Genomic DNA, 26,987 nt, shown 5'->3' with positions numbered 1-26,987 from the left:
GTATTCTATTACAGCGGCTTTTCTTATTAATAGCTCTTCAGAATTGAAGGCGAATGGCTGGAGGAGTCTTATGTCTCGTCGTCGGGTTGTAGTCACAGGTATGGGAATGGTGACACCCCTTGGCAATAATGTGAAAGATACGTGGGATAACATATTGGAAGGCAAAAGTGGTGTGTCAGAGATCACCAGTTTTGACGCTAGCCAATTTTCCACTCGTTTTGCAGCTCAAGTGCATGATTTTGATGCCACTCAATATATGAGTGTAAAAGAAGCTCGCAAAATGGATCTTTTTATTCAATATGGTATTGCTGCGTCTGTTCAAGCATTAGAAGACGCTAACCTAAATGCGGACACAACAGATTTAAGTCGTGTTGGCTGTGCGATAGGTTCAGGCATTGGTGGTTTGCCAATGATTGAGAAAAACCTAGAGCTATTGAATGAATCGGGCCCAAAACGTATTTCTCCTTTTTTTGTACCAGGCGCGATTATTAATATGATTTCTGGTCATGTCGCAATACGCTTTGGCTTTAAAGGCCCTAATATTTCTATTGTGACTGCTTGTACAACAGGTACTCATAATATTGGTATGGCTGGACGCATGATTGCGTATGGCGATGCTGATGTCATGATTGCTGGTGGTGCCGAAATGGCGATTACACCGTTAGGTATTGGTGGTTTTGGCGCAGCCAGAGCACTGTCTACTCGCAATGATGATCCTAAAACAGCAAGTCGCCCATGGGATAAAGACCGAGATGGTTTTGTGATGGGAGATGGTGCTGGAATTCTAGTTTTAGAAGAATATGAGCATGCTGTTGCTCGTGGTGCAAAAATATACGCAGAACTCGCCGGCTTCGGTATGAGCGATGATGCACACCACATGACTGCGCCACCAGAAGGTGGTGAAGGTGCAACAGCGGCAATGAGTGCGGCATTAAAAGATGCTGATCTCAAACCTGAGCATATTGATTATATAAACGCTCATGGTACATCGACTCCTGCAGGAGACTTAGCAGAAACTCAGGCGGTGAAGTCTTTGATGGCTGAAGATGCAGCGGACGTTGCAATCAGTTCGACTAAGTCAATGATTGGTCACTTGCTTGGTGCGTCTGGCGCTGTAGAGTCTATTTTCTCGATCTTGGCTATTCGAGATCAGGTGGCTCCGCCGACGATTAATTTAGAAGAGCAAGGCGAAGGCTGCGATTTGAATTATGTGCCAGGAACGCCACAGAAACGCAAAATCGATGTTGTGCTGAATAACTCGTTTGGTTTTGGTGGTACAAACGGAACCTTAGTCTTCAGAAAGGTTGATTGAGGTATAGATGGGCGGATGCAGTCAGCCGCCCATTTAATACATTAATGAACTTGAGTGGGCGTGCCACGCAGAGCATTAATTTCTTCGGAAATATTGTAGCTTTTATTTTGGCTGTCGAGCTCGTATAAACGCTCTTCCATTTCTTGATAAAGCGTGATTTCTTCATCACCTAAGAAATGCAAACATTCACCGCCGGTGAACCATAAAAGCTCTCGCTTAATCAGTGGGACTAAATTGGCGTAGCATCGTATAAAACGTGACAGTATCTCTTGGGCTTGAAAAGTATAATCGTGAGTGTTTGCTTCAATATCTTTGATTAACAGATCCCATTTTTCTAGAAAGTCCAGCTCCTCTTCTGCTAAATCTGTTTGATCAAAAGGAGCGTGCTCTGCAATTCGCTGTCGTAAATCAGCAAAGGCATCAAGTATATATTGTGTGCGTGATTCCACGTAAAACCCTATTAAGTAAATAATTATATTAGTCGGCATCGCCGTACGAGAGTGTTAATTATGACATATGCAATTGAAATTAGTGACCTTAAAAAACGCTATGAAAGTGGATTTGAGGCATTAAAAGGCGTGGACTTAAAAGTTAAGAAAGGCGATTTTTTTGCTTTGCTTGGACCTAATGGTGCAGGTAAATCAACAACGATTGGAATTCTATGTTCTTTGGTGAATAAAACATCGGGCAAGGTTTCTATCTTTGGTACAGATATAGATGAAGATTTTGCGACTGCTAAAAAGCATTTAGGTGTTGTTCCTCAAGAGTTCAACTTTAATGTTTTTGAGACGGTATTCAATGTTGTTGTTACTCAAGCTGGATTTTATGGCATTAGTCGCTCGGTAGCGGTTGAACGTGCTGAAAAGTATTTAAAACAATTGGATTTGTGGGAAAAGAGAAACGTTCAATCTCGTATGTTATCTGGTGGTATGAAGCGTCGCTTGATGATCGCTAGGGCGTTAATACATGAGCCTGAAGTGCTGATTCTTGATGAGCCGACAGCGGGTGTGGATATTGAGCTTCGCCGTTCTATGTGGGAGTTCATTAAGCAACTTAACGAACAAGGTACGACGATTATTTTAACGACTCACTATTTGGAAGAAGCTGAGCAGTTGTGCCGCAATATCGCCATTATTAATGCCGGAGAAATTGTTGAGAATACAAGTGTAAAAGAGTTGCTTAAAACGCTGAATCAAGAAACTTTCATTTTAGATCTTGATGCCAGTTTGCCAGAAAATTGGACATTACCAGGCTTTGCTATTTCAACCTCTAAAGATGCGACTTCTCTGGAGATTGAGGTGGTAAAAGGGCAGTCATTGAACACGATTTTTAACGCATTGGATGAGATGTCGATTAATGTTTTAAGTATGCGTAATAAATCTAACCGACTCGAAGAGCTCTTCGTGAAATTAATCAAAGGCTAATTAGATGAAAAACTCAGAAATTTGGATTGCGTTTTATACTATTTTAATTAAAGAGATTCGTCGCTTCACTCGTATTTGGCCACAAACTTTATTGCCGCCAGCCATTACCATGACATTGTATTTTGCTATTTTTGGCAATTTGATTGGTGACCGAATTGGTCAAATGGGCGGCTTTAGTTATATGGAGTACATAGTTCCAGGTCTGATTATGATGTCGGTGATCACGAACTCTTACTCAAATGTCTCGTCGTCGTTTTTCTCGGCGAAATTTCAGCACAGTGTTCAAGAGCTGCTTGTATCACCAACACCTAATTGGGTGATCTTGGTTGGGTATGTATTGGGTGGTGTCGCGCGTGGTTTACTGGTTGGGTTAGTTGTGACTGTTTTGTCGTTATTTTTCACTCATTTATCGCTAGAAAATGTGTTTATGACGATATTAGTGGTGTGTTTGACAGCGATTATGTTTTCGTTGGGGGGCTTTGTGAATGCAATCTACGCCCAAAGTTTTGATGATGTGTCGATTGTTCCTACTTTTATTTTAACGCCGCTGACTTATCTTGGAGGCGTTTTTTATTCTATTGATCTGCTATCCAATTTTTGGCAGTCGGTCTCTCTTTTGAATCCTGTGCTTTATATGGTTAACGCTTTTCGTTATGGGGTTCTTGGTGTGTCAGATATCAATGTCTATTGGGCATTGATCATTGTTGGTGTATTTATTGCTGTGTTGTTTTGGTATAGCTTGCGTTTACTGAATCAGGGCAAAGGCATTCGTAATTGAGGAAAATATAGTATGGGTTTTTTACCTTTAGGTCAGCAAACTGAGTATGTTTCTGAATATGATGCAAGTTTGCTTTACCCTATTGCAAGGGTGGATAAGTGGCAGGAAATGGATATTGAATCTGAGCGATTGCCTTTTTATGGCGAAGACGTTTGGAATGCTTATGAAGTGTCATGGTTGAATCTAAAAGGCAAACCAGTCGTGGCTTTGGCTGAGTTCCGTTTACCTTGCGATTCGCCAAATATTATTGAGTCTAAGTCTTTTAAGTTGTATTTGAATTCACTCAATCAAATGCGATATGACTCTGTTGAAGAAGTTCAAGTGCTGCTTGAAAAAGATCTTTCAGAGGCTGCTAAAGCTAATGTGACAGTGATTATCAGAGACCTTGATTCTGTCTCGTCTTTGGTTGTACTGACACCGGATTATTGTATTGATGAGCTGGATGTTGAAGTGAATGAATATCATCCGAATGCCGATTTACTAACCGCTGGAGAAGAAGTGGTTGAAGAGCGTTTGGTCAGTCATTTGTTAAAATCTAATTGTCCAGTAACCAATCAACCAGATTGGGGTTCGGTTTTCATCGATTATAAAGGGCCAAAAATTGAGCATGAAAGTTTATTGAAATACATTGTTTCGTTCCGCGAACATACGGACTTTCATGAACAATGTGTTGAGCGAATTTTTATCGACATCATGCGCCAATGTAAACCCGAAAGCTTAACGGTTTATGCTCGTTATGTGAGAAGAGGTGGGTTGGATATTAACCCTTATCGATCTTCTGAGCCTGTGGTTTTGGGCAACGATCGTTTAACGAGACAGTGATCGGTCTTTTAGAATAAGGTAAAGAGAATAAAAAAGGCTCAACCATGGTTGAGCCTTTTCGTTTGGGCGTTTTTGTTGGAAGCTTACTGTTTGAAAGCTATAAGAAAGCTTACTTAAGAATTTGTGCAGCGTGTTCTTTGGTTTTTACTTTGCTGATAATTTCTTCGATTTTACCATCTTCATCAATGATAAAAGTGGTTCTTACTGTTCCCATGGATTCACGTCCCATGAATTTTTTTAGTTGCCATGTGCCATACAGTTCATGAACTTCTTTTTCAGTGTCGGCGATTAATGGAAAAGGTAGATCGTATTTAGCAATAAAGTTTTGGTGCTTCTTTTCTGTGTCTGTACTGATACCAAGAACAATGTAGCCTTGGTCTAGCAAAGTTTGGTAGTGATCACGTAAGTCGCAGGCTTGGGCTGTACAGCCTGGTGTGTTGTCTCTTGGGTAAAAATATAAGACCACTTTTTTGCCTTTGAACTGGCTCAGTGTAATTGTGTCGCCATTTTGATCTTTGGCGGTAAAATCTGGAGCGATTTGTCCTACTTCGATAGTCATAAAATTACTCTTTGTTTAATGAAAATTTTAAAGAAAAACGATTGAAATATTATTAGCTTAGCAAGACATAAGGCAAAAATCTTCTCGATTGAAAAATCTTCCCTATTTACGTTCGCTTTACGCCTCTCAATTATTGTTAAAGCGGAGTCTGGGCGTTACTATAGGCGCGCTTATAATTTTATCGGAGACTCGAAATGATCACAGGTAGTTTAGTTGCGCTTATCACACCCATGTCACCAGATGGCGCTGTAGATACTAAAAAATTAGATGATCTTATAGAGTTTCATATTAACGAAGGTACCCACGGCATCGTTGCAGTAGGTACAACAGGTGAATCTTCAACACTGACTCATGAAGAACACGCCAATGTTATTCGCCAAGTTGTTAAGACAGTAAACGGCCGAGTTCCTGTGATCGCAGGAACAGGTGCCAACGCGACTCACGAAGCAATAGATTTAACTCGAAGTGCCAAAGAAGCCGGCGCGGATGCGTGTTTGCTTGTGACGCCATATTACAACAAGCCAACACAAGAAGGCTTATATCAGCATTTTAAAGCCATCGCTGATGCCGTAGATATTCCTCAAATTCTTTATAATGTTCCAGGCCGTACGGCGTGTGACATGCAAAATGACACAGTTGTCAGATTGTCTGCTATTAAAAATATTGTCGGAGTAAAAGACGCTACTGGAAATCTAGAGCGTGGTGAGGCTTTGATTCACGCTGTACCAGAAGATTTTGCCGTTTATTCTGGCGATGATCCTACCGCTGTTGCACTTATGCTATTAGGCGGTAAAGGTAACATTTCCGTAACGGCCAATGTTGCACCAAAAGTCATCGCAAAAGCGGCAGAGTTTGCATTATCAGGTGATGCAGAGCAGGCGAAAGCAATAGACGCTACGGCTGCTTTATTGCATAAGAACTTATTCTTAGAATCGAATCCTATTCCTGTAAAATGGGCGTGTAGCCAATTGGGCTTGTGTAGTGAAGGCATTCGTTTACCATTAACACCTCTTTCTGAGCAATGTCATTCTGCTGTTAGAGAATCTATGGTCCAAGCTGGAGTTTTGTTAGTATGAAAAAAATCTCATTAATCCTTTCCCAAGTTAGCTTCTTAGTTCTATTGTCTGGCTGTAGCCTTTTCTATACAGACCATTCTAACGATTACCAAAATGAAAGAGCAGTTGAGAATTCGTTGCAGTCGCCAGAAGGTTCTTTGCCGTCCAAAGATGCATTGGTCATTCCGAATGAAGATAAAATTGCTGATTTAGAGTCTGTTACCCCTTTTGAAACACCAAGAGCGCAATTTATTTATTATCCAATGGTTGCTGTTGGTATGACTGAAACAGAACAGTCGATTGAATTGCTGGTTCCTGCATCGAAAGCGCAGACAAAACGCATTGTTTCAGATTTTCTAGCGGCTCTTTATGGCGCAGGCCAATCTATCCGTTCTCAAACAGAAGACGAAATTGTTTCTGTTCCTTTTGATTTTGACCCGCAAGGCTGGTGGGCGTCATTGTGGAGCAAAATAACACGAGTGTATCCTGACCAATCTGTCTTCTCATTTAAGTTTAGCGAAGTAGAAGGTAAAACCCTTGTCACTATGCAGCTTCGTCATGAGCAAGAAGGTGATGCGGAACCAAGTGATTGGATGTCACCAAAAGCAAGTGATGACACATACACAATCGCTGTACGCTTATGGGGGACAATGGGTCGTCAGTTGAATCAATCATCGGCGTATTTGTCCAATCGTGGTGATACATCTGATTTCCCTGTTTGGGTCAACCACCGCGGTATTTTCGCGGTTCGTTTGAACAAAAACCTTTCCGCTGCAGAATTGGAAGCACAACTTCAAACCGCTGGTTTTTACATCATGCCTGACGCGGAAAGCAAAATTGCTCCAGTGAAGCCTGAAGACGTTGCTCGTATTGGTGATATTGTTGACTTTAGTATTCCAACTGGAGATGGCGAGAAGCAAAAGCTCTTCAATGTATATCGTCGTAATTTAGACGATGTAACTTGGGACAAGCGTGAATATTCTTATGAAATCACACACCAAAAAGCAGGTGATTTCTTAGTGATTGATGTTTCTTCAATGGATTTTCCTGAAGTGACTTCGTTCCATTTGGTACAACGTTTTTTAAAGTAAAATAGATTAACCCCTCATAATCGGAGATTTTCCAATGGAAAAACGACAAGAGCTGTATGCAGGTAAGGCAAAATCTGTATTTCGTACAGATGATCCTGACAAAATGGTTCTAGTGTTTCGTGATGACACTTCTGCGTTTGACGGTAAGCGCATTGAGCAGCTTGACCGTAAAGGCATGGTAAATAACAAGTTTAATGCTTTTATCATGACAAAGTTGCAGGAAGCAGGCATTCCTACACACTTTGAAAAACTGTTGAGTGATACAGAATCATTGGTTAAGTGCTTAGACATGATGCCAGTTGAATGTGTTGTCCGAAATGTTGCCGCAGGCAGCTTATGTCGTCGTTTAGGTGTTGAAGAAGGCATTGCTTTAACACCACCAACGTTTGAATTATTCCTTAAGAATGATGCATTAGGCGACCCAATGATCAACGAATCTCATGTTGAGTCATTCGGTTGGGCGAAAGCTGACGATCTTGCTAAAGCAAAAGAGCTTACATACAAGGTGAATGATGTATTAAAAGCGATTTTTGCTGAAGGCGGCATGATTCTGGTTGATTACAAGTTAGAATTTGGCCTATATAAAGGTGAGGTTGTACTTGGAGATGAATTTTCTCCTGATGGCTGCCGCTTATGGGATGCCGAAACGAAAGAGAAACTGGACAAAGACCGCTTCCGTCAAGGTTTAGGTGGCGTGATTGAAGCCTATGAAGATGTTGGTCGTCGTATAGGCATCGATTTCGACGCTTAAGTTTTAGATTGGCGATTTTGTCTATAAGGGAGGAAAGGTTATTTCCTCCCTTTTTTGTCAAACAAATGCCATGCAAGGATATACATTGATTAATTTCCTACCTATCGCGATTGGTTTGCGCTATGCGCGAGCAAAACGCTCAAATCATTTTATTTCGTTTATTAGCTTTTCTTCTATCGCGGGTCTGGCACTGGGTGTAATGGTGCTGATTACCGTTTTATCTGTAATGAATGGGTTTGATCGAGAATTACGTCAGCGGGTTTTAGGTATGGTGCCTCACGCTACTTTGTGGGGAAATCCAGAATTGGAAGATTGGCGATCAACGGCAGAACTTGTCAGTAACATGCCAGACGTTGTTGGTGTTGCGCCAAATATTCAAGCACAAGTTATGTTTCAATCAGGTGCCAGTGTTCATGGCGCCATTCTTAATGGCATCAATCCAGAAATGGAAAAGAAGGTTTCAATTGTTGATGAGAACATGGCTTCTGGGTCGTTAGATGCACTTAATGACACTCGGTTTGGCATAGTGCTTGGTGCTCAATTGGCAAAAATGCTCAGAGTTCAGATTGGCGATAAAGTCACGGCGATTTTGCCTAAAGCGAATGTTTCTATTGTTGGTGTTGCACCTGTTTTAAAGCGCTTCACATTGGTGGGAACATTCGAAGTGGGCGCTGAATTAGACAGCAGTTTGGCTTATATCAATATTCAAGATGCAGCGAAGTTAAAGCGTTACGATGAGGATTCAGTCGAAGCGCTGCGTATTTCGTTTGATGATTTGTTTGTGGCTTCTTCCCGTATTTGGGACATTGCTAGAGAAGTACCTGGTCAGAATCGAGTCAGTGATTGGACTCGAACTCATGGCAATTTATTTCAAGCCATTCAAATGGAAAAAACCATGATTGGTTTGTTATTGTTGCTGATCGTTGCTGTTGCCGCTTTTAATATCGTTTCTACCTTGGTAATGGTGGTAACGGATAAACGTAACGACATAGCCATTCTTAGAACCATGGGGCTTACATCCAGCCAAGTTATGATGATATTTATTGTTCAGGGCATCTTCATTGGCATGCTTGGAACATTAATTGGTGTGATTTTAGGCGTTACGCTTGCTTTAAATGTCAGCGAGATGATTGCGGGTCTTCAAACCTTGCTGGGCGTTCAATTCTTAAGTTCAGATGTGTACTTTATTAATTACCTTCCTTCTCAGCTTGAGTGGTCAGACGTAGAATTGATTGTAACATCGGCCTTTATTATGACAGTCGCTGCAACCATATATCCGGCTTGGCGAGCATCAAAAGTAGAACCCGCGGAGGCATTGCGTTATGAATAATGACATCGTCTTAGAATGCCAATCGCTTTCTAAACAGTATCAAGATGGTAAGCAAACCATTGATGTGTTTACATCCATTGATTTTGAGCTGCACAAAGGTCAAGCCTGCGCCATTGTTGGTGCGTCTGGTTCTGGTAAAACTACACTTTTGAATTTGTTGGCAGGATTAGATTTAGCTACAACAGGGGATGTGAAGCTAGCGCAAGTTTCTTGGTCTAGTATGAGAGACGCTAAACGCTCTAAAATGCGAAACTCTGAAATGGGCTTTGTTTATCAGTTCCATCATTTACTGCCAGAGTTTTCAGCTTTAGAGAATGTCCTAATGCCCATGTGGATTGCAGGGGTAAAGAAGAGTGAAGCAAAGAAACGAGGCGAGGAGTTACTGAGCCAAGTTGGTTTAAAAGATCGTTTGCATCATAAACCATCACAATTATCAGGTGGTGAAAGGCAGCGTGTTGCTATCGCTCGAGCTTTGGCTAATCGTCCGGCTTGTGTCTTAATGGACGAACCAACGGGTAACTTGGATGAAACAACCTCATTGGATATTCAGAATTTGATCAATGAGTTGAAAGTCACCTATAACATGGCGTTTCTTATTGTGACTCATGACGAAAAAATGTTGGGCTGGATGGATTCAGCTTATCGTTTATCCAAAGGAGCGCTGCAGACTTTAAAGTGATATTCATGTTTGGATATTGTTAGAGAAGGGAAGTGCTTCTAAATGATCGTTATAGGCCGAGGTTAATCACCTTGGCCTTTTTTATTTCTGCGAGCGTAATTGACGCTCTTTCCAGCGTTTGATGACATGAAAACGCCACAAGATGATAATCAGAGCATAACCAATCGCACCAGCAATTAAGCCTGACATGACCGAGCCCACATAAAGCGGAAGCCAAATATGCTCCATTTTGTCCCATATCCATTCAATGGACAGTTTGAAATGTTTCCTATCATGGCTGCCTAGTATGAAGCTGCCAAACTTATAGTTAAAATAGAAAACAAAAGGCATGGTGAATGGGTTGGTAATCCAAACGAGTGCAATCGACAATGGAATGTTTGCACGCATTGGGATAGCGAGAAGGGCGGACGCCAGCATTTGAAATGGCATGGGAATAAAGGCCCAAAATAAGCCGTTAAAAAAGCCTCTTGCCACAGATTTTCTGTTTAAATGCCATAGATTGGCGGCATAAATCTGGGAGCCTAAAATACCTAAGACTTTACTCTTTTTAAGCTTTTCTGGGTTAGGTATGAATTTTCTTAGGTGATTTTTCGGCATAATCAGATAAAAATAAGTTAGCACTTTAAGACATGGAGGTCTTGATGTTACTAAGTAGTTTGTCCATTTTGGTGGGCGCCATTTTGGTGCCAGTAGAGTATTTATGGTTGTATTCTACTTATATCATTCTAGTGTGTCTCTACTTAATCCGTATAAAAGGGTTAATAGTGGCATGTTTGACACTTATCTCCTTTATTTCAATTGCTCTTCATGAGTTCTCAGGTACAGAGCCTTTGTCATTATTTTCAGGGCAAAAGCTTGGGGTAAATGTAGATCGTGAAGAGATTTATTTAAGGTCAACAGAGGTTTTTCAGGCAAATAGCAAAGCAAAACAGTATGACGTTAATTTAGTGTTTTTCCTGCAAGACGGCTCCCGCCAGACATTTGAGCATTTCAATCTTATTCCTGTTTCACCTTTCGATACCCTATTTTTTGATAGTCGTGATGATTCTCTAATTCGTGGCGTGATTAGTAAGGTTGTTTGGCCTGAAAAAGACGGTACGCCATGGCAACGTAAGCTGTATGTAGAAAGAAAACTTACTCAAATTGAAGTTCGCTTTGAAAACTCTGACCTGAACAGGCTACAAGTAAGAAATATCACTGAGCCAAGAGAGTGGCTGTTAGCCCAATTGGATAATGCTCTGCAGGATTTTTCATCTTGGCGTTTTTCCAAGGCCTTGTTACTTGGGAAAAATGACCTTTGGAGTGAAAGAGACACTTGGATTGTTAGAGTCTTAGGCTTAGCGCATTTGTTTGTGGTGTCTGGCTTGCATACAGGCTTCATGTTTGTGATTGGCCGTTTGTTGAGTCGATGTGTGTGGCAATTTTGTCCAGATAAATTGTTATTGGCAGGTTTAACTCGATGGCACTGTGATTTCGTCATCATAGTGCCCTTGTTGTTTGGTTACGCTTATATAACAAATTGGGGAGAGCCAGTCATACGGGCTTCGATCATGTTAAGCGCTTATATGTGTGCTCGTATGTTGGCGTTAAAAGTGTCTCCTTATAGCATCATTACGTTTGCCCTGTGGCTTGTACTACTGATTGAGCCAAGATCCATATTAAGCCCCGGTCTGTGGTTGTCATTTAGTATGGTGTATTTATTGATTGGCTTCTGTCAGTTATCTACGAAATTATCTCGGCTGCTGATATTGCAAGTGATGCTAAGTACGGCGTCCATGGTGCTGATACTGGGTTGGCAGGAAGGGATTTCAAGCAGTTCTATCTTGATGAACGTTTTCCTTATTCCTGTGGCTGGCGTTATATGGTTTCCGTGGGGAATGGTGGCTTGCTTTGAAGTTTTGATTTTTGGAACCCTGCACAGTTATCAAATATTGGATTACGGCCTTGGTTATATTGAAAGCTTTTTGGAATGGGCTGCTTTTACTGTCCCCGTTTTTTATTTCGATCACTTCTCTTCAGCCATTCCAAGAATAATTATGCTCTTATTGATTGTTTATTGGGTATCTCAAAGTCCCTTGAAAAGAGGGTTTTTGAGTGTACTGGCGATTTGGTGTGTGTTGTTTTCACCTGTGTGGCTTCACCTTTATAAAGCAGATATTCAGATAGAAAATAAAGCAAACACCTTGGCAGTTAAAAACAGCGTCAATTCTCTGATAACAGACACTTGGGCCGGTGGAGATTTGGGTAAATTACTGTTTAGTGGTTACTTGGGAGACAATATCAAAGGTCGCTACATCTTGGCGCCAAATTCGATGTCTTCCTTAACGCCTCAATCCTTATTACAGCATGAAATAGATTGGATAATTTTTAAAAGGCCACCGCCTGAAAATGTTAAGTCGATGCTAAAGGCATTGAGTGTGAATTGGCTGTTGGTTTCTTCTGGTGAATCTCTGAATTTTTATTTTCAAGACAATAGAATTACATTAAGGCATTCGAACTGTATATATTCATTTTTTCTCTTAAAATCTGACACTTGCAAGCGTGTAGAAAAGTTCGAGAGTGTGGTAAATTACTTGCAAACTTAAATTGGAGATTGAAGTGTTAGCCTTTATTCAAACTGGTGGTTTTTTCATGTGGCCGTTAATGGCTTGTTCAATCCTAACGTTGGCCATTATCCTTGAGCGCTTTTGGACGTTACGCAAATCGGGTGTGGTGCCAAATGGACTGCTCAGTGATGTAATGACCCGTTTACGTGACGACAGAATGACACTTGATTACATCCGCTCAATGCAATCTAAAACGGGCTTGGCTTCGATTTTTGCCGCTGGCTTATTAAACTCAAAGCATGGGCGCAGTGCCATGAAAGAGAGCGTTCAAGAAGCTGCGAGTCATGTTATTCACGAGCTAGAACGCTTTATGAACACATTGGGAACCATCGCGGCCATTTCTCCTCTATTGGGCTTGCTTGGAACTGTTGTCGGCATGATCAAGGTGTTTGCTGTGTTAATGGAAAATGGTGCGGGCAATACAGCGCTTTTAGCTGGTGGTATCTCTGAAGCATTATTAACCACAGCAGCAGGCTTAGGTGTGGCGATTCCTGCGTTAATATTCCACCGCTTTTTCAGTCGTAAAATCGATGTGCTGGTTGTGACAATGGAGCAGCAATCGACCAAATTGGTAGATGCGCTTCATGGTGATAAAAGCAAATCAGGAGCAGCACAGTGAAATTTCGTCGTCAAAAAATCGATGACGTCCAAATCAACTTAACTCCTTTGATTGATGTCGTTTTTTTACTGTTGATTTTTTTCATGGTAAGTACAACGTTTAACCAAAGTACTGAGTTAACGATTGATTTGCCAACGGCTACTTCTAACGCACCCAGCTCTGATGTTTCTCAAAATGTTGAGCTCGTTATCACAGCTGACGGCCAATATGTCATCAATGGACAAACTCTGATTAATGAAAGAGTCAGTACCTTGGTTCAAGGCTTAAAAGAAGTGACCAGAGGTGATAACTCAAGACCGTTAATCATCACCGCTGATGCGAAAGCTTCTTACGATATGGTGCTAAGAGTATATGATGCCGCTGCGACTCTGGGCATTACTAAATTAGCTCATACTGCACAAAAAGAGCCAACCCAGTGAGCTTAGAGCGTCTTATCAATCGATCTTGGTACGGCAAATGCGGTTGGACGCATATTTTCCAACCGGTACAACCTTTGGTTAAGAAGTTAGTAAAACAGAAGCGTACTGACTTTTTACAACAGACGAATCCTTCCTATCGTGCTCCTGTGCCCGTTATTGTTATTGGCAATATTAGCGTGGGAGGAACGGGCAAGTCGCCCATGGTTGTGGCGATTTGCGAGCTACTAAAAAAACAGGGTTATCGTCCAGGGATCGTTTCCAGAGGGCATGGCGCGAAAGTTGACGCGCCAACTACTGTGTCTCCAGATAGTTTTGCCAGTGCTGTTGGTGATGAACCCGTTATGCTAGCTCGCCAAACTCATTGTCCTTTGGTGGTGTTTCCTAAAAGAGATCAAGCTGTTCAGCATCTACTGAAGACTACAGACGTCAACATCATCATCAGTGATGACGGTATGCAGCATTATCAGCTTGATCGAGACATCGAAATTGCCATGCTTGATGCAAAACGCGGAGTGGGCAACAGTCAGTTGTTACCGGTTGGGCCATTGCGTGAGCCAGTCGAGCGGCTTACTGAGGTGGATTTTATCGTAAGCATTTCAGAACAGATGACAGATCCGCTCACTAAATTGAACTTGCCGGTTGTTCTAACTCGTTTGACGTCCTCAAGTTTATTGTCATTAGATGGACTTCGCTCTTTGGATTCCAACGCCGCTTTTACAGATGATGAGCAATGGCATGTTATGGCAGGAATAGGGAACCCACAGCGCTTCTTGGATACCTTGACGGAATTAGGACTAGCAGAAAACAATACGACTCATAAATGGTTTTCAGATCATCATTCGTTTAAAGAGTCCGACATTCCAGAGACGGGAAATGTCGTAATGACAGAGAAAGACGCAGTGAAATGCCAAAGCTTAGCTTCACTAAATCCGAACCTTTGGTATTTACCTGTTTCGTTGGTTTTACCAGAGTCTTTCCAACACGATTTTTTAGAAAAATTAAACCTTATTAAAGTAGGTAATCAAGATGAATAAAGCGTTATTAGATATCCTCGTTTGCCCTGTTACGAAATCAGCGTTATCACTGAGTAAAGATGGTAATGAATTGATTAGTAAAATAGGCGGGATGGCGTACCCTATTCGCGATGGCATTCCTGTTTTACTTGAGACAGAAGCGCGCACGTTAACAGCGGATGAGCGTCTTGAGTCAGGCTCTGCAAAATGAGATCTTTTAAAGTACTCACGGTTTGTTTGGGCAATATTTGTCGCTCGCCAGCTGCGCAGGGTATTTTAGAAAATATTGCCACCACTCAACAGTTGCATTTAGAGTTGGACTCCGCTGGAACTGCGGCGTATCACATTGGCAATCCTCCAGATTCTCGTTCTATATCGGCTTTAAGAAAAGTTGGTATTGATATCAGTGGGCAAAAAGCCCGTCAGGTTAGAGTGGAAGACTTCCACGAATTTGATTGGATTCTTGCAATGGACAGAGCCAACCTAGCGAATCTTCGTAAGATTCAGCCAGAGGACAGTTCTGCCAAGGTTGTGATGTTTGGTGAGTTTAATGAACAGGCTCAGTTTGGTGAAGTGGATGATCCATATTATGGCGGCACAGAAGGCTTTGCTTCCATGAGAGAACACCTAACCGACATCGCTAATGCATTCGTGCTTCACCTTAACTCTAAAGACAATACAAACCGTTAATGATTATGCCATTTAATACAGACGATTCTCTTGTACAAACGGTTGAAGCAAGTATTCAAAAAGATGTTTCTTTAGCCACTTACAACACTTTTGGTTTTTCTTATCAGGCTGAGTACTTTGCTGTTGCAGACAGCCTTGAGTCACTCAAAATTTTATTGGCTTGGGCGAATCGTTCGAACGTCAATATCACCATGATTGGTGGTGGCAGTAATTTACTAATTTCTGATCATATTGGCGGCTTGGTTATTATTAATCGCTTGTTGGGAATGAAAGCTCATGAGCATGCAAATAACTTGATTAGTCTTACTGTGTCTGCAGGAGAGAAGTGGCATCAAGTGGTTGAGCACGCAGTTGAACAGTCTTGGCATGGTATTGAAAATCTCGCGCTGATTCCTGGCACAGTGGGGGCTGCACCTGTTCAAAATATTGGTGCTTACGGTGTTGAGGTTAAAGATGTTTTGGCTCGTGTTCAGGTGATTGACCAAACCTCTGGCGATGTTTATTGGATAAACGCTAAAGATTGTGGCTTTGCATACAGAGACAGTCACTTTAAAGGCAAATGGAAAAATAAGTTAATCATTACATCGGTGGAATTGACGCTTAAAAAGCAGGCTGAGTTATTGTTAAGTTATGGTGGATTGGCGAACCGCATTGACGGTGAGCCGACGCTGAGAAAAGTATTCGATACAGTATGTGCTGTTCGAGAAGAAAAACTGCCAAATCCAGAGAAGCTATCTAATGCAGGCAGCTTTTTTAAAAATCCTATTGTCAGCCAAGAGCAGCATAGTGAGTTGAAAAAACGCTTTCCCGATTTGGTCTCTTTTGCATTTGAAGATAATTTTAAATTGGCGGCAGGCTGGCTAATTGATCAAGCGGGTTGGAAAGGAAAAAAAAGCCAAGGTGTTGGCGTTTATGACAAACAAGCTTTGGTGCTGGTGAACTACTCCGCACAGAATGCCGATGCTCTATTAGACCTTGAAACTCAAATTAAGCAGTCGATTATAGAGCGCTACGGTGTTGAGCTAGAGCGAGAGCCAGTTCAATTGCCTGTTCAGGCAAATACTGCTCACTAGATGGAGTTAATGGATTGAAAGTCGGTGTGATTGATTCAGGTGCTGGTGGATTAACCATTCTTAATGCTATTCATAAAAAACTCCCTTATCTTGATTTACTCTACCTAGCAGACGATGAGTTTGCGCCTTATGGCAGTAAAAGCTTGGAGCAGTTAGAGAATAGATTGATTCAGATTGGACGTTTTTTCGAAAGTGAAAAAGCCTCTGCCATTGTTGTCGCATGCAATACGGCAACGGTCACTGCAATCGATGCATTAAGAGCAAGTACCTCTTTACCTGTGGTTGGTGTTGAGCCAGCGGTTAAGCCAGCCTTTCGAGTCAGCAAGCAACGAAAAGTGGCCGTACTTGCAACACCTGTTACCGCTCGCAGTGCTCGACTTAATCAGCTAATTGATTTGTGGAAAGCAGACGCTCAAGTGTCCATTATGTCCAGCGATTCACTGGCTTTTGATATTGATGCTTGGCCAGAAACACGAGAGAAGATAGAACAAACCATTCACCAACTGAGTGTCGAGATGCTGGAGAAACAAGTAGACACTTTGGTGCTTGCTTGTACGCATTATCCTTTAGTGAAGCCTCTGTTTGAAAAAGAGCTGGGCGGCGATTGTGAGATCATTGAGCCGAGTGAAGGGGTGGCGGCTCAACTTGAAAGGCGCTTATTTCATCATTATCTTGATGAGATGAACATGCTCACTTTGTCAGAAAAGGTTGGTGGCGTTGAATTATGCAGTTCCTTGGGAATGAATAACATGCCGCGTTTAGTGTCGTGGGTATCAGAACCTAAGGATATTGTTTTTCAAAGAGCCGTAAAAATTTAGCTCAGCCAGTCTGATATTAATCATTAAAAAAGGCCAAAATTCGGTCTTTTTCCCACATAGCATCCTTGTGTCCCAATTCTATTAAAGCTCGGCAGTATTCTGGAGTAAAAAGCAGATAACTTGCCGCTGAGCTGATTTTCTCAGAGGTTGATCCACCAGCTGCTTTTAATAAGACTCGAACGTTTTTAGGTAATGTCCCAATATGACGATGAGCTATTTCGTTAAGCTCTTCTGATGGCGAAATGATTAAGGTCTCCGTTGGTAGGTACTGATGCTGCGCCTGTTTTTCCTTAGGAAGGTCCTTGATTAAACGATTCATGATTTCTAATTGATGAATGTCATCTTCAAGGTTATCAATGAACGCACTGTTCAATAATTGACCTAGTATCTGCGTCACACTTGGTGCGCTGTGTTTAATATTGTCTTCTGGTGTTGACCAAGGTTTGGGGCTTCGATTGCCACTCACGCCGATAATAAAGAGTTTGTTCGCACCACATTGTAGTGCTGGATAGATGGCGGATTTTTGTCTAATCGCCCCATCGCCATAATAGTGCTGATGTATTTTATGGGCAGGAAATATCATTGGAATGGCGCTGGAAGCCAATAAATGATCAACCTCTATATTATCCTTGATGCCTTTTCGCCTACTTGCTTGCCATTCTTTTAACCCCGCTTTTCCTTGGAAAAAGGTGGTTGACTCACCTGTGCTGTAGCTCATAGCGGTGATTGCCAATGCTGTCAGTTGTTGAGTTTCGATAGCTGTATTAATCCGCGAGAAATCTAGGTGATTATTTAGTAACTCTTTTAAAGGCGTATTGTCCATCAAAGCAATGGAAGACCCATGACTGTGTTTATGAAACAGCGAAATGAGAGTTTTGGTTAAAGAGCTCGCCACAGGCCAACGGCCCACTGTGTAAATTTGATCTGGTGTTAGGTGGCGCCATACAAAAGCTAAAGTGGAAGCGGCTTTGGAAAAGTTACTGGCGTGAGTAGCAAGCATGGTTGCATTGAGTGCACCTGCGGAGGTTCCACATAAAATAGGAAAGGGTAAAGGCGTATTTTTAGGGAGCATTTTCCCCATCGCAGACAATACACCGACTTGATAGGCTGCACGAGCGCCGCCACCAGAGAGAATTAATGCCTTGTTATTTTCCATATAAGCTCGCTTAGTCAAATCCAAATTAGATAATTTGAAGCTCTTATGTATCTCATAAAACAGAGCTTTCTTCTATCGAAACAATGACCCACTTCTTAATAGTATGGATGCTTTCAAGAAAAACTAGATATAATTTATAGGTATTTCTAGTCTTTATTGTTATTACATTTATAGACTAAGCGAGCCATGTCAGTCACAATCTCGTCTATACTTTTTCGATAAGTGTTTTTTGTTGATGCTTTTTTAAATCATCGCTTTTTAATAATAATTAATAACAAAGGATGAATAATATGAACGCTTCTGTCGTCATTAGCGGAGTTGGTTTATGGACTCCAGCGCAATCCATTAGTAATGAAGAACTTGTAGCCAGCTACAATGCATGGGCTGAAAAATTTAATACTGAAAACGCAACGGCGATTGAGTCAGGCGAAATAGAAGCCAAGCCGTTTTCCAGTGCCGCTTTTATTGAAAAAGCATCCGGCATTAAAAGTCGTTACATCTATTCAAAAGAGGGCGCTTTAGACATTGATCGAATGCGCCCAGTACTTGATGTTCGTGGTGATGACCAAGTTTCCCATCAAGCTGAAATGGCCATTGAAGCAGCTAAGAAAGCGCTTTTTGCAGCCAGCAAAACTGCAGCAGATATTGATACCGTGATTGTTTCTTGTGCTTATACCCAGCGCTCTTATCCGGCGATTGCTATTGAAGTGCAAGCGGCGCTGGGCATAGATGGATTTGGTTTTGATATGCTGGTGGCTTGTTCGGCTGCAACCTTTGGTCTGCAAAGAGCAGTGGATTCAATTAAAGCCGGTACATCAAAAGGTGTGTTGGTTATCAACCCTGAACTTACGTCGCCTCAAGTGAATTATATGGATCGAGATTCTCATTTTATTTTTGGCGATGTGGCCACGGCTACGGTGGTCGAAAGCAGTGAGACTTGCCAATCGGAGCATGCTTTTGATGTTGTTAGCACAAAGTGCGTGACGGTTTTCTCCAATAATATTCGCTCGAACTTTGGCTATACGACTCGAGTGACGGATGAAGATCCTTACGCCACAGATAAGCTTTTCCATCAAAATGGCCGTAAAGTATTCAAAGAAGTGTGCCCAATGGCGGCAGAACACATTGAAAATCATCTATTAAGTGAAGGCATTCAAGTATCGCAATTAAAACGTTGGTGGTTACATCAAGCCAATATCAATATGAATTTATTGATCAGCAAGCGGCTCTTAGGTCGAGATGCTACTTTGGATGAAGCGCCGGTAGTTCTAGATGAATACGCGAACACCGCCTCGGCTGGTTCTATTATTGCTTTTGCCAAATACCATGAAGATTTAAACGCAGGGGATATAGGTGTTATTTGTTCGTTTGGCGCCGGTTATTCAATTGGCAGTTTGATTCTGAAAAAACGTTAAACGCTCTGTGCATTCAAGCCATTTGCACACTATTCGGTTAAGTCGTTGAAACTCATGTTAATTTAAGGGAGACTAATTACATTTGTTTCAATGATTTAATAGGGTGTTTTAATATGGCAATTCATTCTCAAGCTGGACAGCTTGCTCCCCATGATTCCTTGGTGAATCTTCCTGAACTGATGACAGCGTATTACCTTAAAAAACCAGACGTTGCTAAGAATCCTGAAGAGGGGGTTAGCTTCGGGACGTCTGGCCATCGCGGTAGTGCTTTATTAGTGAGCTTCAATGAAGACCATATTCTTGCTATTTCCCAAGCCATCGCTGAATACCGTAAAGGGCAAAATATCTCTGGCCCTTTGTATTTAGGGAAAGACACACACGCCTTATCTGAAGCCGCATTTCAAACGGTACTGAGTGTGTTAACGGCAAATGGAGTGAAGGTTCGAGTTCAATTAAATGGCGGCTTTACACCGACACCTGTTATTTCCCATGCCATTTTGACGCATAACAAACTTCAGAATGATTTAAGTGACGGCATTGTCATTACACCTTCACACAACCCGCCTGAAGATGGCGGTATCAAATACAACTCGATCAAAGGCGGTCCTGCCGACAAAGACATTACGGATTGGGTAGCGAAAAGAGCGAATACACTTCTACAGAATGGTTTAACAGAAGTGAATCGCTTCACACCCAATGAAATGGAAGTGAGCGGACTCATTGAGTCTTTTGACTACATTAATCATTATGTTGATGACCTTGAAAATGTTATCGATATGAAAGCCATTGCGGATGCAAAAATCCGTATTGGCGTAGATCCAATGGGCGGTTCTGGTATTCATTATTGGGCGCCAATTGCTAAAAAATACGGCTTGGATATTTCGGTAGTCAACCCAGAAGTTGACCCGACTTTCCGTTTCGTCCCTTTAGATAAAGACGGTCGTATCCGTATGGATTGCTCATCTCCTTACGCAATGAATAATTTATTGGCGTTGAAAGATGACTTTGATATCGCCGTTGGTAATGACCCAGATTATGATCGCCACGGTATTGTCTGTGCGGGTTCTGGGTTAATGAATCCGAATGCCTATTTAGCCGTGGCGATTGAGTATTTATCTCAACACAGATCTGAGTGGCCGGAAGATATCCAGTTTGGTAAAACTTTGGTGTCGAGCGGCATGATTGACCGAGTCGTGAACGGGCTAGGTTGCAGCTTGTGCGAAGTTCCTGTTGGTTTTAAATGGTATGTTGATGGCCTGTATGACGGTGTTATGGCGTTTGGTGGTGAAGAGAGTGCTGGCGCTTCTTTTTTGCGTAAAGATGCCAGTGTTTGGACAACCGACAAAGATGGTTTCATCATGGCATTGCTTGCTGCAGAGATTTTGGCTGTAACAGGTAAAGATCCACAAACGCTTTATAATGCACAAGTTGCGAAATACGGACAGCCATTTTATAAACGCATTGATGTGACGGCAACACCAGCGCAAAAAGCGATATTGGGTGCATTAGATGCTAAAAATGTCGCACAAACAGAACTTGCTGGTGAGGCGATTCAAAGCGTGTTAACTCATGCTCCAGGTAATGGTGCAGGCATTGGCGGTTTAAAAGTATCAACTGAAAACGGTTGGTTTGCTGCTAGGCCGTCAGGCACAGAGAATGTTTATAAGATTTATTTGGAAAGCTTTGTATCGGAAGGTCATCTTGCAGAGCTGGAAAAAGAAGCGAAAGCATTGGTCGACAGTGTGTTAAATGCATAAGCGAATTTAGATAAAAAATCCCTCAGCCTTTATCAATAAGACTGGGGGATTTTTTTATTGCATTATTACTTATGCTTTCTAGACTCTTCTAAAAGATACGCAATGAAGTTCTTAATGCTATTCAAATTGAACTCAGCACTGGTCATGTGATGATCTAAATCTTTGATCTCATGGGCTTGCTGAATGTGCTCACGACGAATGACTTCTTGCTTTAATTCTTGCAAGGTAAGCTGAGTTTCATCAATCAGTTTGTTCAGTCTTTCAGTCGATAATACTTGTAAGTTACTCATAAAAATTCCCTTAATTAAATTAAGCTACTAACACCTAAGCAGACAGCAGGAAGGATGAAAAATACACCTAACACATAAGCAAGGGCGGCAAATTTGTTTTCTGATGCGGTTGCACCTAATGATTCTGCCGCTTTTACAGGTAGTTCACGCAACATTGGAATGCCATAGATGACGACAACGCCAAGAATATTGTAGGTAAGGTGAATAAAGGCAATTTGCAATGCCGCAGCGGCATTACCTGTTACGGCTGTGGCAGCAAGAACGGCCGTCACACAAGTACCAATATTCGCGCCTAAGGTGAACGGGTAAATGTCTTTCAGTTTAAATGCGCCAGATCCCGCAAGAGGCACCATTAAAGAGGTCGTTGTGGAAGACGACTGAACGAAAATAGTGACTAAGGTTCCAGATGCAATGCCAGATAAAGGGCCACGGCCAATCGCGGTATGCATAATGTCTTTCGCTTTACCAACCATCAGCTTTTTCAGTAGCTTGCCAACCATGGTAATGGCAACAAAAATAAGCGCAATACCGATTAGAATCAGTGTCACGCCACCTATTTGGTCACCCAGTGTGTGAGTTGCATTTTTGACCGTATTTACAACTGGAGCGGTAGCCGATTTAACGAAGTTAAAGCTATTGATTGATGTATCGCCAGAGCCATAAAATATCGCAGATAGTGAACCGCCTAGTTTTTCTAAAATGCCAAAAGCCATTTCGAGTGGCAAGAAAATAACAACCGACAGTAGGTTAAAAAAGTCATGTACGGTAGCCGCTGAGAAAGCGCGTTTGAATTCTTCTTTAGCTCGAACGTGACCAAGAGAAACAATAGTGTTGGTAATAGAAGTACCAACATTGGCTCCCATCACCATAGGCACTGCAAGTTCAACAGGCAATCCGCCTGCAACCAAACCCACAATAATAGATGTAACAGTAGAGGACGATTGAATTAATGCTGTCGCCACAATACCGACAACAAGGCCTGCGAAAGGGTTGCTTGCGAAAGCAAATAATTCTCTTGCATGACCTGCGGTTGCCATTTTAAATCCACCGCCAATCATGCCAACAGCACAAATCAACAAATAGACTAAAAGGGCAACCATTGCCCATTGCATATAGTTTTGATATTCACTTCTGTTGGGGAGTACTGCCTGATTATTTTCCATGGTGAGTTTCTACCTAATAGTTAATTGGTAAAATGGATACTACGGGCAGTTGTTTACGAAAATATGACTATATGAAAGGTTATATTTTGAGGTTTTTCTTGCCTTTTCAGAAAGAAAAAACAAGAAAACCAAATGGCGATTTAAACAGAGGTTAGGCGTGATAGCCACTTAGTTAAAGGAATGCCTAATTGCGTACCAATCTTTTGGGCGTTGCTTTTTAGTTCTTTTCCGGTCGAATGGTTTTTCTTTTTGCCGGCAATGATGACCCAATTACCTGTCCCTGTGTCTAGCGCTCGGACGTCAACAAAATAGCGTTTAATAAGCTCGTTTAGTTCATCGTGATTTTTATAATCATTCCAGCAATTAAGAGCCAGCCAGCCATCTTCTTTAATATTCTTAGCGCAATTTGCAATGAAGCTTTCTTGTAAAACTGCACGATCCATTCCTTCTGTGTTATAGATGTCCGTCATGAGCAAATCGACTTTTTTCGCCAAGCCTTCTTCTAAACGGTCAGTCGCATTAGCTACTTCCAAGGTGACTCGTTTTCCTTGAGGTAATTTGAAGTACATTTGTGCTGCATCCAATACTTCTTGGCGCAATTCCACAGCGGTTATTTGTACGTTTGGAATCGCGTAATACAGGGCATTAAGCAAAGCGCCGCCGCCCAAGCCTAGAATACAAACGCGCTTTGGCTGACAGAAAAGCAAGGGAAGCGTCATGGCTTGAGTGTATTCATGTTGAAGGACGTGTGGTGTTGAGAGACGAATGCGACTTTGTTCATCGCCTTCTGCAAAGGAGAGCACTCGATATTGTCCATCATCAAAAACGCGAATAGGGCCTAATTTATCTGCACTGTCGTGCAATAGGTTGTGGTGGCTCATGGTGTCACGTTTTCCTTATTCTTTATTGTTGAGATTATAAAAAAGTAAGGCTCAAATTAATTGAGCCTTACTTAAAGAGGGCTTATTGGATAACAACTTCTCTTACGTGTTTTAGAAGCACTTGTATCGGATGTGGCAGATTTGCATCATCAAAGCGTTTTGCTTGGCTCCGACAAGAATAGCCTGTCGCCACTAATTTATTGCTTAGCTCTGGGGCGTTTACTTTCTCTTTCCATGACAATTCATAGATGGTTTTAGAGGTGTCTTTATTCGCTGTTTCATGGCCGTAAGTGCCAGCCATGCCACAGCAGCCCACATTTTCGACTTTCAGCTCAAGGCCTAGAAGACTGTAAACCTGCTGCCAATCTTTAATGGAACCCGCCGCGTTGGTTTTTTCTGTGCAGTGCGTCATGAGATGGTACGTTGACTCTTCACACATTAGTGGCTGTTTGATCAGATGGTCTTTCTTCTCGGCTAACCATTCTTGCATCAGGTGAATCTTAGGAATTTGTCTGTTGTGACCAAACGCTTTTGTATACTCGGAGCGATACGTCAAAGTCATTGATGGATCTATACCAATAAAAGGCAATCCATAAAATGACAAACTTTGTAGCATGTCTAAGTTTTTTCGTGCCGTTTTATTGAATGCTCTCATGAAGCCGTGAACGTGTAAGGGCTTTCCATTTGGCATATAAGGTGCTAGATAAGCTTGGAAGCCTAAGCGACTTAAAAGCTCCATAGTGTCGAGCACCAGTTGAGTTTCAAAGTAGCTGGTGAAAGCGTCTTGCACGACAATCACAGCTCTGGATCTGTCTTTATAACTCAATGATTCAATCGCCAATGGTGTTGCTAAGCGGATGCCTCGCAAAGACATTTCTTTTTTTAGATTGTATTTGCTGAGTTTGGGATTGTCCGTTAAGCCTAAGTATTTGCTACTGAGTTTGTTGGCCCATTTTCGATCCATTAACCAATTGTAAGTGCGCGGAAAGATCGCCATGGTCGGAACCATAAATTCTAAGGAGCCAATCAGGTAATCTTTCGCTGGACGCAAATAACGACTGTAGTAAAGCTCTAGGAACTTTGCTCTAAACTCAGGAACGTCAACCTTGATCGGACATTGACCAACGCAGGATTTACACGCCAAACAACCCATCATGGACTCATGAACTTCATTCGAGAAGTCATAAGCACCGCGGCGTTTTTCTATGGTGTTTTTTAGCTTTGGAAAGAAACTAATCAATGCATTGCTGTGTTTAACCGACTTGCTTGCTTTAGCCGTATCTACGCCTTGTTCACTCATGCCGCGCAGCCATTCGCGCATTAAGGAAGCTCGACCTTTTGGAGAGTGTTTACGGTCACGTGTGCCTTTCCAAGAAGGGCACATCGCATCATTAGGGTCGAAGTTGTAACAAGCGCCATTGCCGTTGCAATACATACCTTCTTTGAATTGCTCGCGGTTTTTGATTGGGATTTGTCGGTCGAATTGCCCGCGTAATGGTACTTCGTCAATTTTTAATAAATCGACGCCCAGTTCAAATGGCGTAGCAATCTTCCCTGGGTTTAATTGGTTGCGTGGATCAAAAGCGCCTTTTACCTGTTGAACGCTTGAATATAAGTCTCCAAAGAAAGCAGGCGCGTATTCTGAACGTACACCTTTGCCGTGTTCGCCCCAGAGTAAACCATTGTATTTTTGGGTTAATGCCACCACTTTATCAGTGATTTCGCGAATCATAGGTTCTTGAGATTCGTCTTTTAAATCCAAGGCGGGACGAACATGAAGTACGCCTGCATCCACATGACCAAACATGCCATATTGAACCTCGTAACTGTCTAACACAGCACGAAATTCCATAATGAAATCCGCCAAGTTTTCAGGTGGAACGGCGGTATCTTCCACAAAAGGAATAGGGCGCTTTTCACCTTCTGCATTACCGAGTAAGCCAACTGACTTTTTGCGCATCGCCCAGATTTTATTCACATTGCTGTGACCCATAGCGATGGTGTAGCCCAAAGTGTTGCTGCCACCTTGTTCAGCCAATGCGTCCAATTTATCAGTTAAGACTTTGATTCTGTCGGCAAGGTTTTGTTCGCTGTTGTCTGTGTATTCAACAAGGTTAATGCCTTGAATGTTCTCGCCCGTTTTTTCTGGAAAAAATTCAGCGACGGAATTCCAAATGATGTCGCCTTTGGCAAGTCCTAATACTTTTGAGTCAACGGTTTCGATGGAAGTTGGGTTAACCGCCAACAATTCACGAGCGTGACGTAATGAACCTTCAAAGCTGTTGTAACGAATATTCACTAAAGCCGCATAGGTTGGAATCGGTAGTAGATTGACCTTGGCTTCAACAATAAATCCTAGTGTTCCCTCTGAACCGCAAAGCACAGAGTTCATATTGAATAAGCCGTCTTCTGTGCGAATGTGCGCGAGGTCATAACCTGTTAAGCAACGGTTTAATTCTGGAAAAGTATCTTGTATTTCTTGTGCTTTGGTTTTCTGAATAGCGTCTACAGTTCGATGAGCGTGAGCAGAGTAATCGCTGCCGCTTTGAATGCTGGAAAGTGTTTCATCATCAATAGGGAAAGATTCCAGTAGCTCTCCGTCTAACAAAACGGTTTTCAGAGACAGAACATGATCGCGTGTTTTGCCGTACATGACAGAGCCTTGTCCGCTGGCGTCTGTGTTGATCATGCCGCCAATAGTTGCTCGGTTACTGGTCGATAACTCTGGCGCAAAAAACAATCCGTGAGGTTTAATGGCTTTATTGAGCTGGTCTTTAACAACGCCAGTTTCAACACGCGCCCAGCCTTCTTCAACATTGATTTCCAAAATACGGTTCATGTATTTGGATAAATCGACAATCAAACCATCAGTGAGTGACTGTCCATTGGTTCCTGTGCCGCCGCCTCTTGGGCTCAGTACAATGTCATGGAATTCTTCTTGATTAGATAAGCGAACTAATCGTTGAATATCGTCTGTGTTTTTAGGATAAATGACGCCTTGTGGGAGTACTTGGTAGATAGAATTATCAGTTGATAGAACAACGCGATTAGCATAATCAGGATTCGTGTCTCCTGCAAAACCTGAAGCATTCAGACGTTCAATAAAAGAAAGGTATTTTGTCTGAATCGGCGAGACTTCAGAGAGCTTAGGAATCATGTTTCATCTCCATAAATGATGAGTGCGCCGATTTTAACAAAGAAAGCCTCTAGATAGGGATATTTCTAACATGAAATTTACCGATCAAATGTCTTACTTTTTTCATTTGTCACGTCATTCACCGTAGAG

27 protein-coding genes are annotated in these 26,987 nt (G+C 42.0%); 19 read left to right on the top strand and 8 right to left on the bottom strand.

Features of this window, described 5'->3' with window-relative positions; translation table 11 throughout:
- Positions 1 to 70: 70 nt before the first annotated feature.
- Entirely contained in the window at positions 71 to 1,312 is a 1,242-nt protein-coding gene (gene fabF, locus ACMUMQ_RS10050; RefSeq protein WP_414681855.1) for a beta-ketoacyl-ACP synthase II, read from the top strand.
- A gap of 41 nt (positions 1,313 to 1,353) precedes the next feature.
- On the opposite strand, the gene ACMUMQ_RS10045 is transcribed toward fabF, so the two are convergent.
- A complete protein-coding gene (locus ACMUMQ_RS10045) occupies positions 1,354 to 1,761 on the bottom strand; it encodes a PA2817 family protein (protein WP_414681854.1) in 408 nt (135 codons plus the stop codon).
- Between the two features lie 60 nt (positions 1,762 to 1,821).
- On the opposite strand from ACMUMQ_RS10045, the gene ACMUMQ_RS10040 reads away from it, so the two are divergent.
- The 3 genes from ACMUMQ_RS10040 to queF are packed head-to-tail and all read left to right on the top strand — an operon-like array spanning position 1,822 to position 4,336.
- A complete protein-coding gene (locus tag ACMUMQ_RS10040) occupies positions 1,822 to 2,736 on the top strand; it encodes an ABC transporter ATP-binding protein (RefSeq protein WP_414681853.1) in 915 nt (304 codons plus the stop codon).
- Between the two features lie 4 nt (positions 2,737 to 2,740).
- Complete coding sequence (locus tag ACMUMQ_RS10035; RefSeq protein WP_317003739.1) at positions 2,741 to 3,514, top strand: ABC transporter permease; 774 nt, start codon at positions 2,741 to 2,743, stop codon at positions 3,512 to 3,514.
- 12 nt (positions 3,515 to 3,526) lie between these two features.
- A complete protein-coding gene (gene queF, locus ACMUMQ_RS10030) occupies positions 3,527 to 4,336 on the top strand; it encodes an NADPH-dependent 7-cyano-7-deazaguanine reductase QueF (protein WP_414681852.1) in 810 nt (269 codons plus the stop codon).
- Between the two features lie 109 nt (positions 4,337 to 4,445).
- On the opposite strand, the gene bcp is transcribed toward queF, so the two are convergent.
- On the bottom strand, positions 4,446 to 4,895 hold the full coding sequence (gene bcp / locus ACMUMQ_RS10025; protein ID WP_414681851.1) for a thioredoxin-dependent thiol peroxidase: 450 nt from the start codon (positions 4,893 to 4,895) through the stop codon (positions 4,446 to 4,448).
- A gap of 194 nt (positions 4,896 to 5,089) precedes the next feature.
- Between bcp and dapA the strand changes: the two genes are divergently transcribed.
- The 5 genes from dapA (at position 5,090) to ACMUMQ_RS10000 (ending at position 9,801) form a co-directional block, all read left to right on the top strand.
- Positions 5,090 to 5,971, top strand: coding sequence for a 4-hydroxy-tetrahydrodipicolinate synthase (dapA, locus tag ACMUMQ_RS10020; RefSeq protein ID WP_414681850.1), 882 nt, complete (start codon positions 5,090 to 5,092; stop codon positions 5,969 to 5,971).
- Entirely contained in the window at positions 5,968 to 7,041 is a 1,074-nt protein-coding gene (locus tag ACMUMQ_RS10015) for a hypothetical protein (RefSeq protein WP_414681849.1), read from the top strand. Before dapA ends, ACMUMQ_RS10015 begins: the two co-directional genes overlap by 4 nt.
- Positions 7,042 to 7,075: 34 nt before the next feature.
- On the top strand, positions 7,076 to 7,792 hold the full coding sequence (gene purC / locus ACMUMQ_RS10010) for a phosphoribosylaminoimidazolesuccinocarboxamide synthase (protein ID WP_414681848.1): 717 nt from the start codon (positions 7,076 to 7,078) through the stop codon (positions 7,790 to 7,792).
- An 85-nt stretch (positions 7,793 to 7,877) separates the two neighbouring features.
- Positions 7,878 to 9,122 (top strand): lipoprotein-releasing ABC transporter permease subunit, encoded by a 1,245-nt coding sequence (locus ACMUMQ_RS10005; protein WP_414681847.1) that lies wholly within the window; start codon positions 7,878 to 7,880, stop codon positions 9,120 to 9,122.
- Positions 9,115 to 9,801, top strand: a complete 687-nt coding sequence (locus ACMUMQ_RS10000; RefSeq protein ID WP_414681846.1) for an ABC transporter ATP-binding protein — start codon at positions 9,115 to 9,117, stop codon at positions 9,799 to 9,801. The genes ACMUMQ_RS10005 and ACMUMQ_RS10000 overlap by 8 nt, the downstream gene beginning before the upstream one ends.
- Before the next feature lie 81 nt (positions 9,802 to 9,882).
- Here the strand turns inward: ACMUMQ_RS10000 and ACMUMQ_RS09995 are convergent, their stop codons facing one another.
- A complete protein-coding gene (locus ACMUMQ_RS09995) occupies positions 9,883 to 10,398 on the bottom strand; it encodes a DUF2062 domain-containing protein (protein WP_414681975.1) in 516 nt (171 codons plus the stop codon).
- 44 nt (positions 10,399 to 10,442) lie between these two features.
- Here ACMUMQ_RS09995 and ACMUMQ_RS09990 point away from each other — a divergent pair, with 44 nt between their 5' ends.
- From ACMUMQ_RS09990 to murI, 8 genes are read left to right on the top strand one after another with little or no spacing between them, the layout of a single operon-like run.
- Positions 10,443 to 12,386, top strand: coding sequence for a ComEC/Rec2 family competence protein (locus tag ACMUMQ_RS09990; RefSeq protein ID WP_414681845.1), 1,944 nt, complete (start codon positions 10,443 to 10,445; stop codon positions 12,384 to 12,386).
- Positions 12,387 to 12,399: 13 nt separating this feature from the next.
- The gene (locus ACMUMQ_RS09985) at positions 12,400 to 13,026 is read left to right on the top strand and encodes a MotA/TolQ/ExbB proton channel family protein (RefSeq protein WP_414681844.1); all 627 of its coding nucleotides are present in this window, start codon (positions 12,400 to 12,402) and stop codon (positions 13,024 to 13,026) included.
- Complete coding sequence (locus tag ACMUMQ_RS09980) at positions 13,023 to 13,445, top strand: ExbD/TolR family protein (protein WP_414681843.1); 423 nt, start codon at positions 13,023 to 13,025, stop codon at positions 13,443 to 13,445. The genes ACMUMQ_RS09985 and ACMUMQ_RS09980 overlap by 4 nt, the downstream gene beginning before the upstream one ends.
- The gene (lpxK, locus tag ACMUMQ_RS09975; RefSeq protein WP_414681842.1) at positions 13,442 to 14,479 is read left to right on the top strand and encodes a tetraacyldisaccharide 4'-kinase; all 1,038 of its coding nucleotides are present in this window, start codon (positions 13,442 to 13,444) and stop codon (positions 14,477 to 14,479) included. Before ACMUMQ_RS09980 ends, lpxK begins: the two co-directional genes overlap by 4 nt.
- Complete coding sequence (locus ACMUMQ_RS09970; protein ID WP_317003764.1) at positions 14,472 to 14,669, top strand: Trm112 family protein; 198 nt, start codon at positions 14,472 to 14,474, stop codon at positions 14,667 to 14,669. Before lpxK ends, ACMUMQ_RS09970 begins: the two co-directional genes overlap by 8 nt.
- On the top strand, positions 14,666 to 15,148 hold the full coding sequence (locus ACMUMQ_RS09965) for a low molecular weight protein-tyrosine-phosphatase (protein ID WP_414681841.1): 483 nt from the start codon (positions 14,666 to 14,668) through the stop codon (positions 15,146 to 15,148). The genes ACMUMQ_RS09970 and ACMUMQ_RS09965 overlap by 4 nt, the downstream gene beginning before the upstream one ends.
- Positions 15,149 to 15,153: 5 nt before the next feature.
- Positions 15,154 to 16,221 carry a UDP-N-acetylmuramate dehydrogenase gene (murB, locus tag ACMUMQ_RS09960; RefSeq protein ID WP_414681840.1) on the top strand — a complete coding sequence of 356 codons (1,068 nt, stop codon included), beginning with the start codon at positions 15,154 to 15,156 and terminating at the stop codon, positions 16,219 to 16,221.
- Between the two features lie 14 nt (positions 16,222 to 16,235).
- Complete coding sequence (gene murI / locus ACMUMQ_RS09955; protein ID WP_414681839.1) at positions 16,236 to 17,039, top strand: glutamate racemase; 804 nt, start codon at positions 16,236 to 16,238, stop codon at positions 17,037 to 17,039.
- A 16-nt stretch (positions 17,040 to 17,055) separates the two neighbouring features.
- Here murI and ACMUMQ_RS09950 read toward each other — a convergent pair whose 3' ends face one another.
- The gene (locus tag ACMUMQ_RS09950) at positions 17,056 to 18,195 is read right to left on the bottom strand and encodes a patatin-like phospholipase family protein (protein ID WP_414681838.1); all 1,140 of its coding nucleotides are present in this window, start codon (positions 18,193 to 18,195) and stop codon (positions 17,056 to 17,058) included.
- Between the two features lie 290 nt (positions 18,196 to 18,485).
- On the opposite strand from ACMUMQ_RS09950, the gene ACMUMQ_RS09945 reads away from it, so the two are divergent.
- Both ACMUMQ_RS09945 and pgm read left to right on the top strand, forming a co-directional pair.
- Positions 18,486 to 19,610, top strand: coding sequence for a beta-ketoacyl-ACP synthase III (locus tag ACMUMQ_RS09945; protein ID WP_414681837.1), 1,125 nt, complete (start codon positions 18,486 to 18,488; stop codon positions 19,608 to 19,610).
- Between the two features lie 113 nt (positions 19,611 to 19,723).
- Positions 19,724 to 21,367: a phosphoglucomutase (alpha-D-glucose-1,6-bisphosphate-dependent) gene (pgm, locus tag ACMUMQ_RS09940; RefSeq protein ID WP_414681836.1), complete on the top strand. Its 1,644-nt coding sequence runs from the start codon at positions 19,724 to 19,726 to the stop codon at positions 21,365 to 21,367.
- Positions 21,368 to 21,432: 65 nt separating this feature from the next.
- Here the strand turns inward: pgm and ACMUMQ_RS09935 are convergent, their stop codons facing one another.
- The 4 genes from ACMUMQ_RS09935 to ydiJ all read right to left on the bottom strand — a co-directional run bounded on the left by ACMUMQ_RS09935 (position 21,433) and on the right by ydiJ (position 26,858).
- Positions 21,433 to 21,657 carry a hypothetical protein gene (locus ACMUMQ_RS09935; RefSeq protein WP_414681835.1) on the bottom strand — a complete coding sequence of 75 codons (225 nt, stop codon included), beginning with the start codon at positions 21,655 to 21,657 and terminating at the stop codon, positions 21,433 to 21,435.
- Between the two features lie 14 nt (positions 21,658 to 21,671).
- The gene (locus ACMUMQ_RS09930; protein WP_414681834.1) at positions 21,672 to 22,820 is read right to left on the bottom strand and encodes a Na/Pi symporter; all 1,149 of its coding nucleotides are present in this window, start codon (positions 22,818 to 22,820) and stop codon (positions 21,672 to 21,674) included.
- 140 nt (positions 22,821 to 22,960) lie between these two features.
- Complete coding sequence (locus ACMUMQ_RS09925) at positions 22,961 to 23,701, bottom strand: spermidine synthase (protein WP_414681833.1); 741 nt, start codon at positions 23,699 to 23,701, stop codon at positions 22,961 to 22,963.
- 82 nt (positions 23,702 to 23,783) lie between these two features.
- Entirely contained in the window at positions 23,784 to 26,858 is a 3,075-nt protein-coding gene (gene ydiJ, locus ACMUMQ_RS09920; protein WP_414681832.1) for a D-2-hydroxyglutarate dehydrogenase YdiJ, read from the bottom strand.
- Positions 26,859 to 26,987: the final 129 nt, after the last annotated feature.

Source organism: Marinomonas algae (assembly GCF_047525555.1).
GTDB lineage: Bacteria > Pseudomonadota > Gammaproteobacteria > Pseudomonadales > Marinomonadaceae > Marinomonas.
Note: the sequence above shows the minus strand (reverse complement) of the source record. Positions and strands in the feature narration are given on the sequence as shown.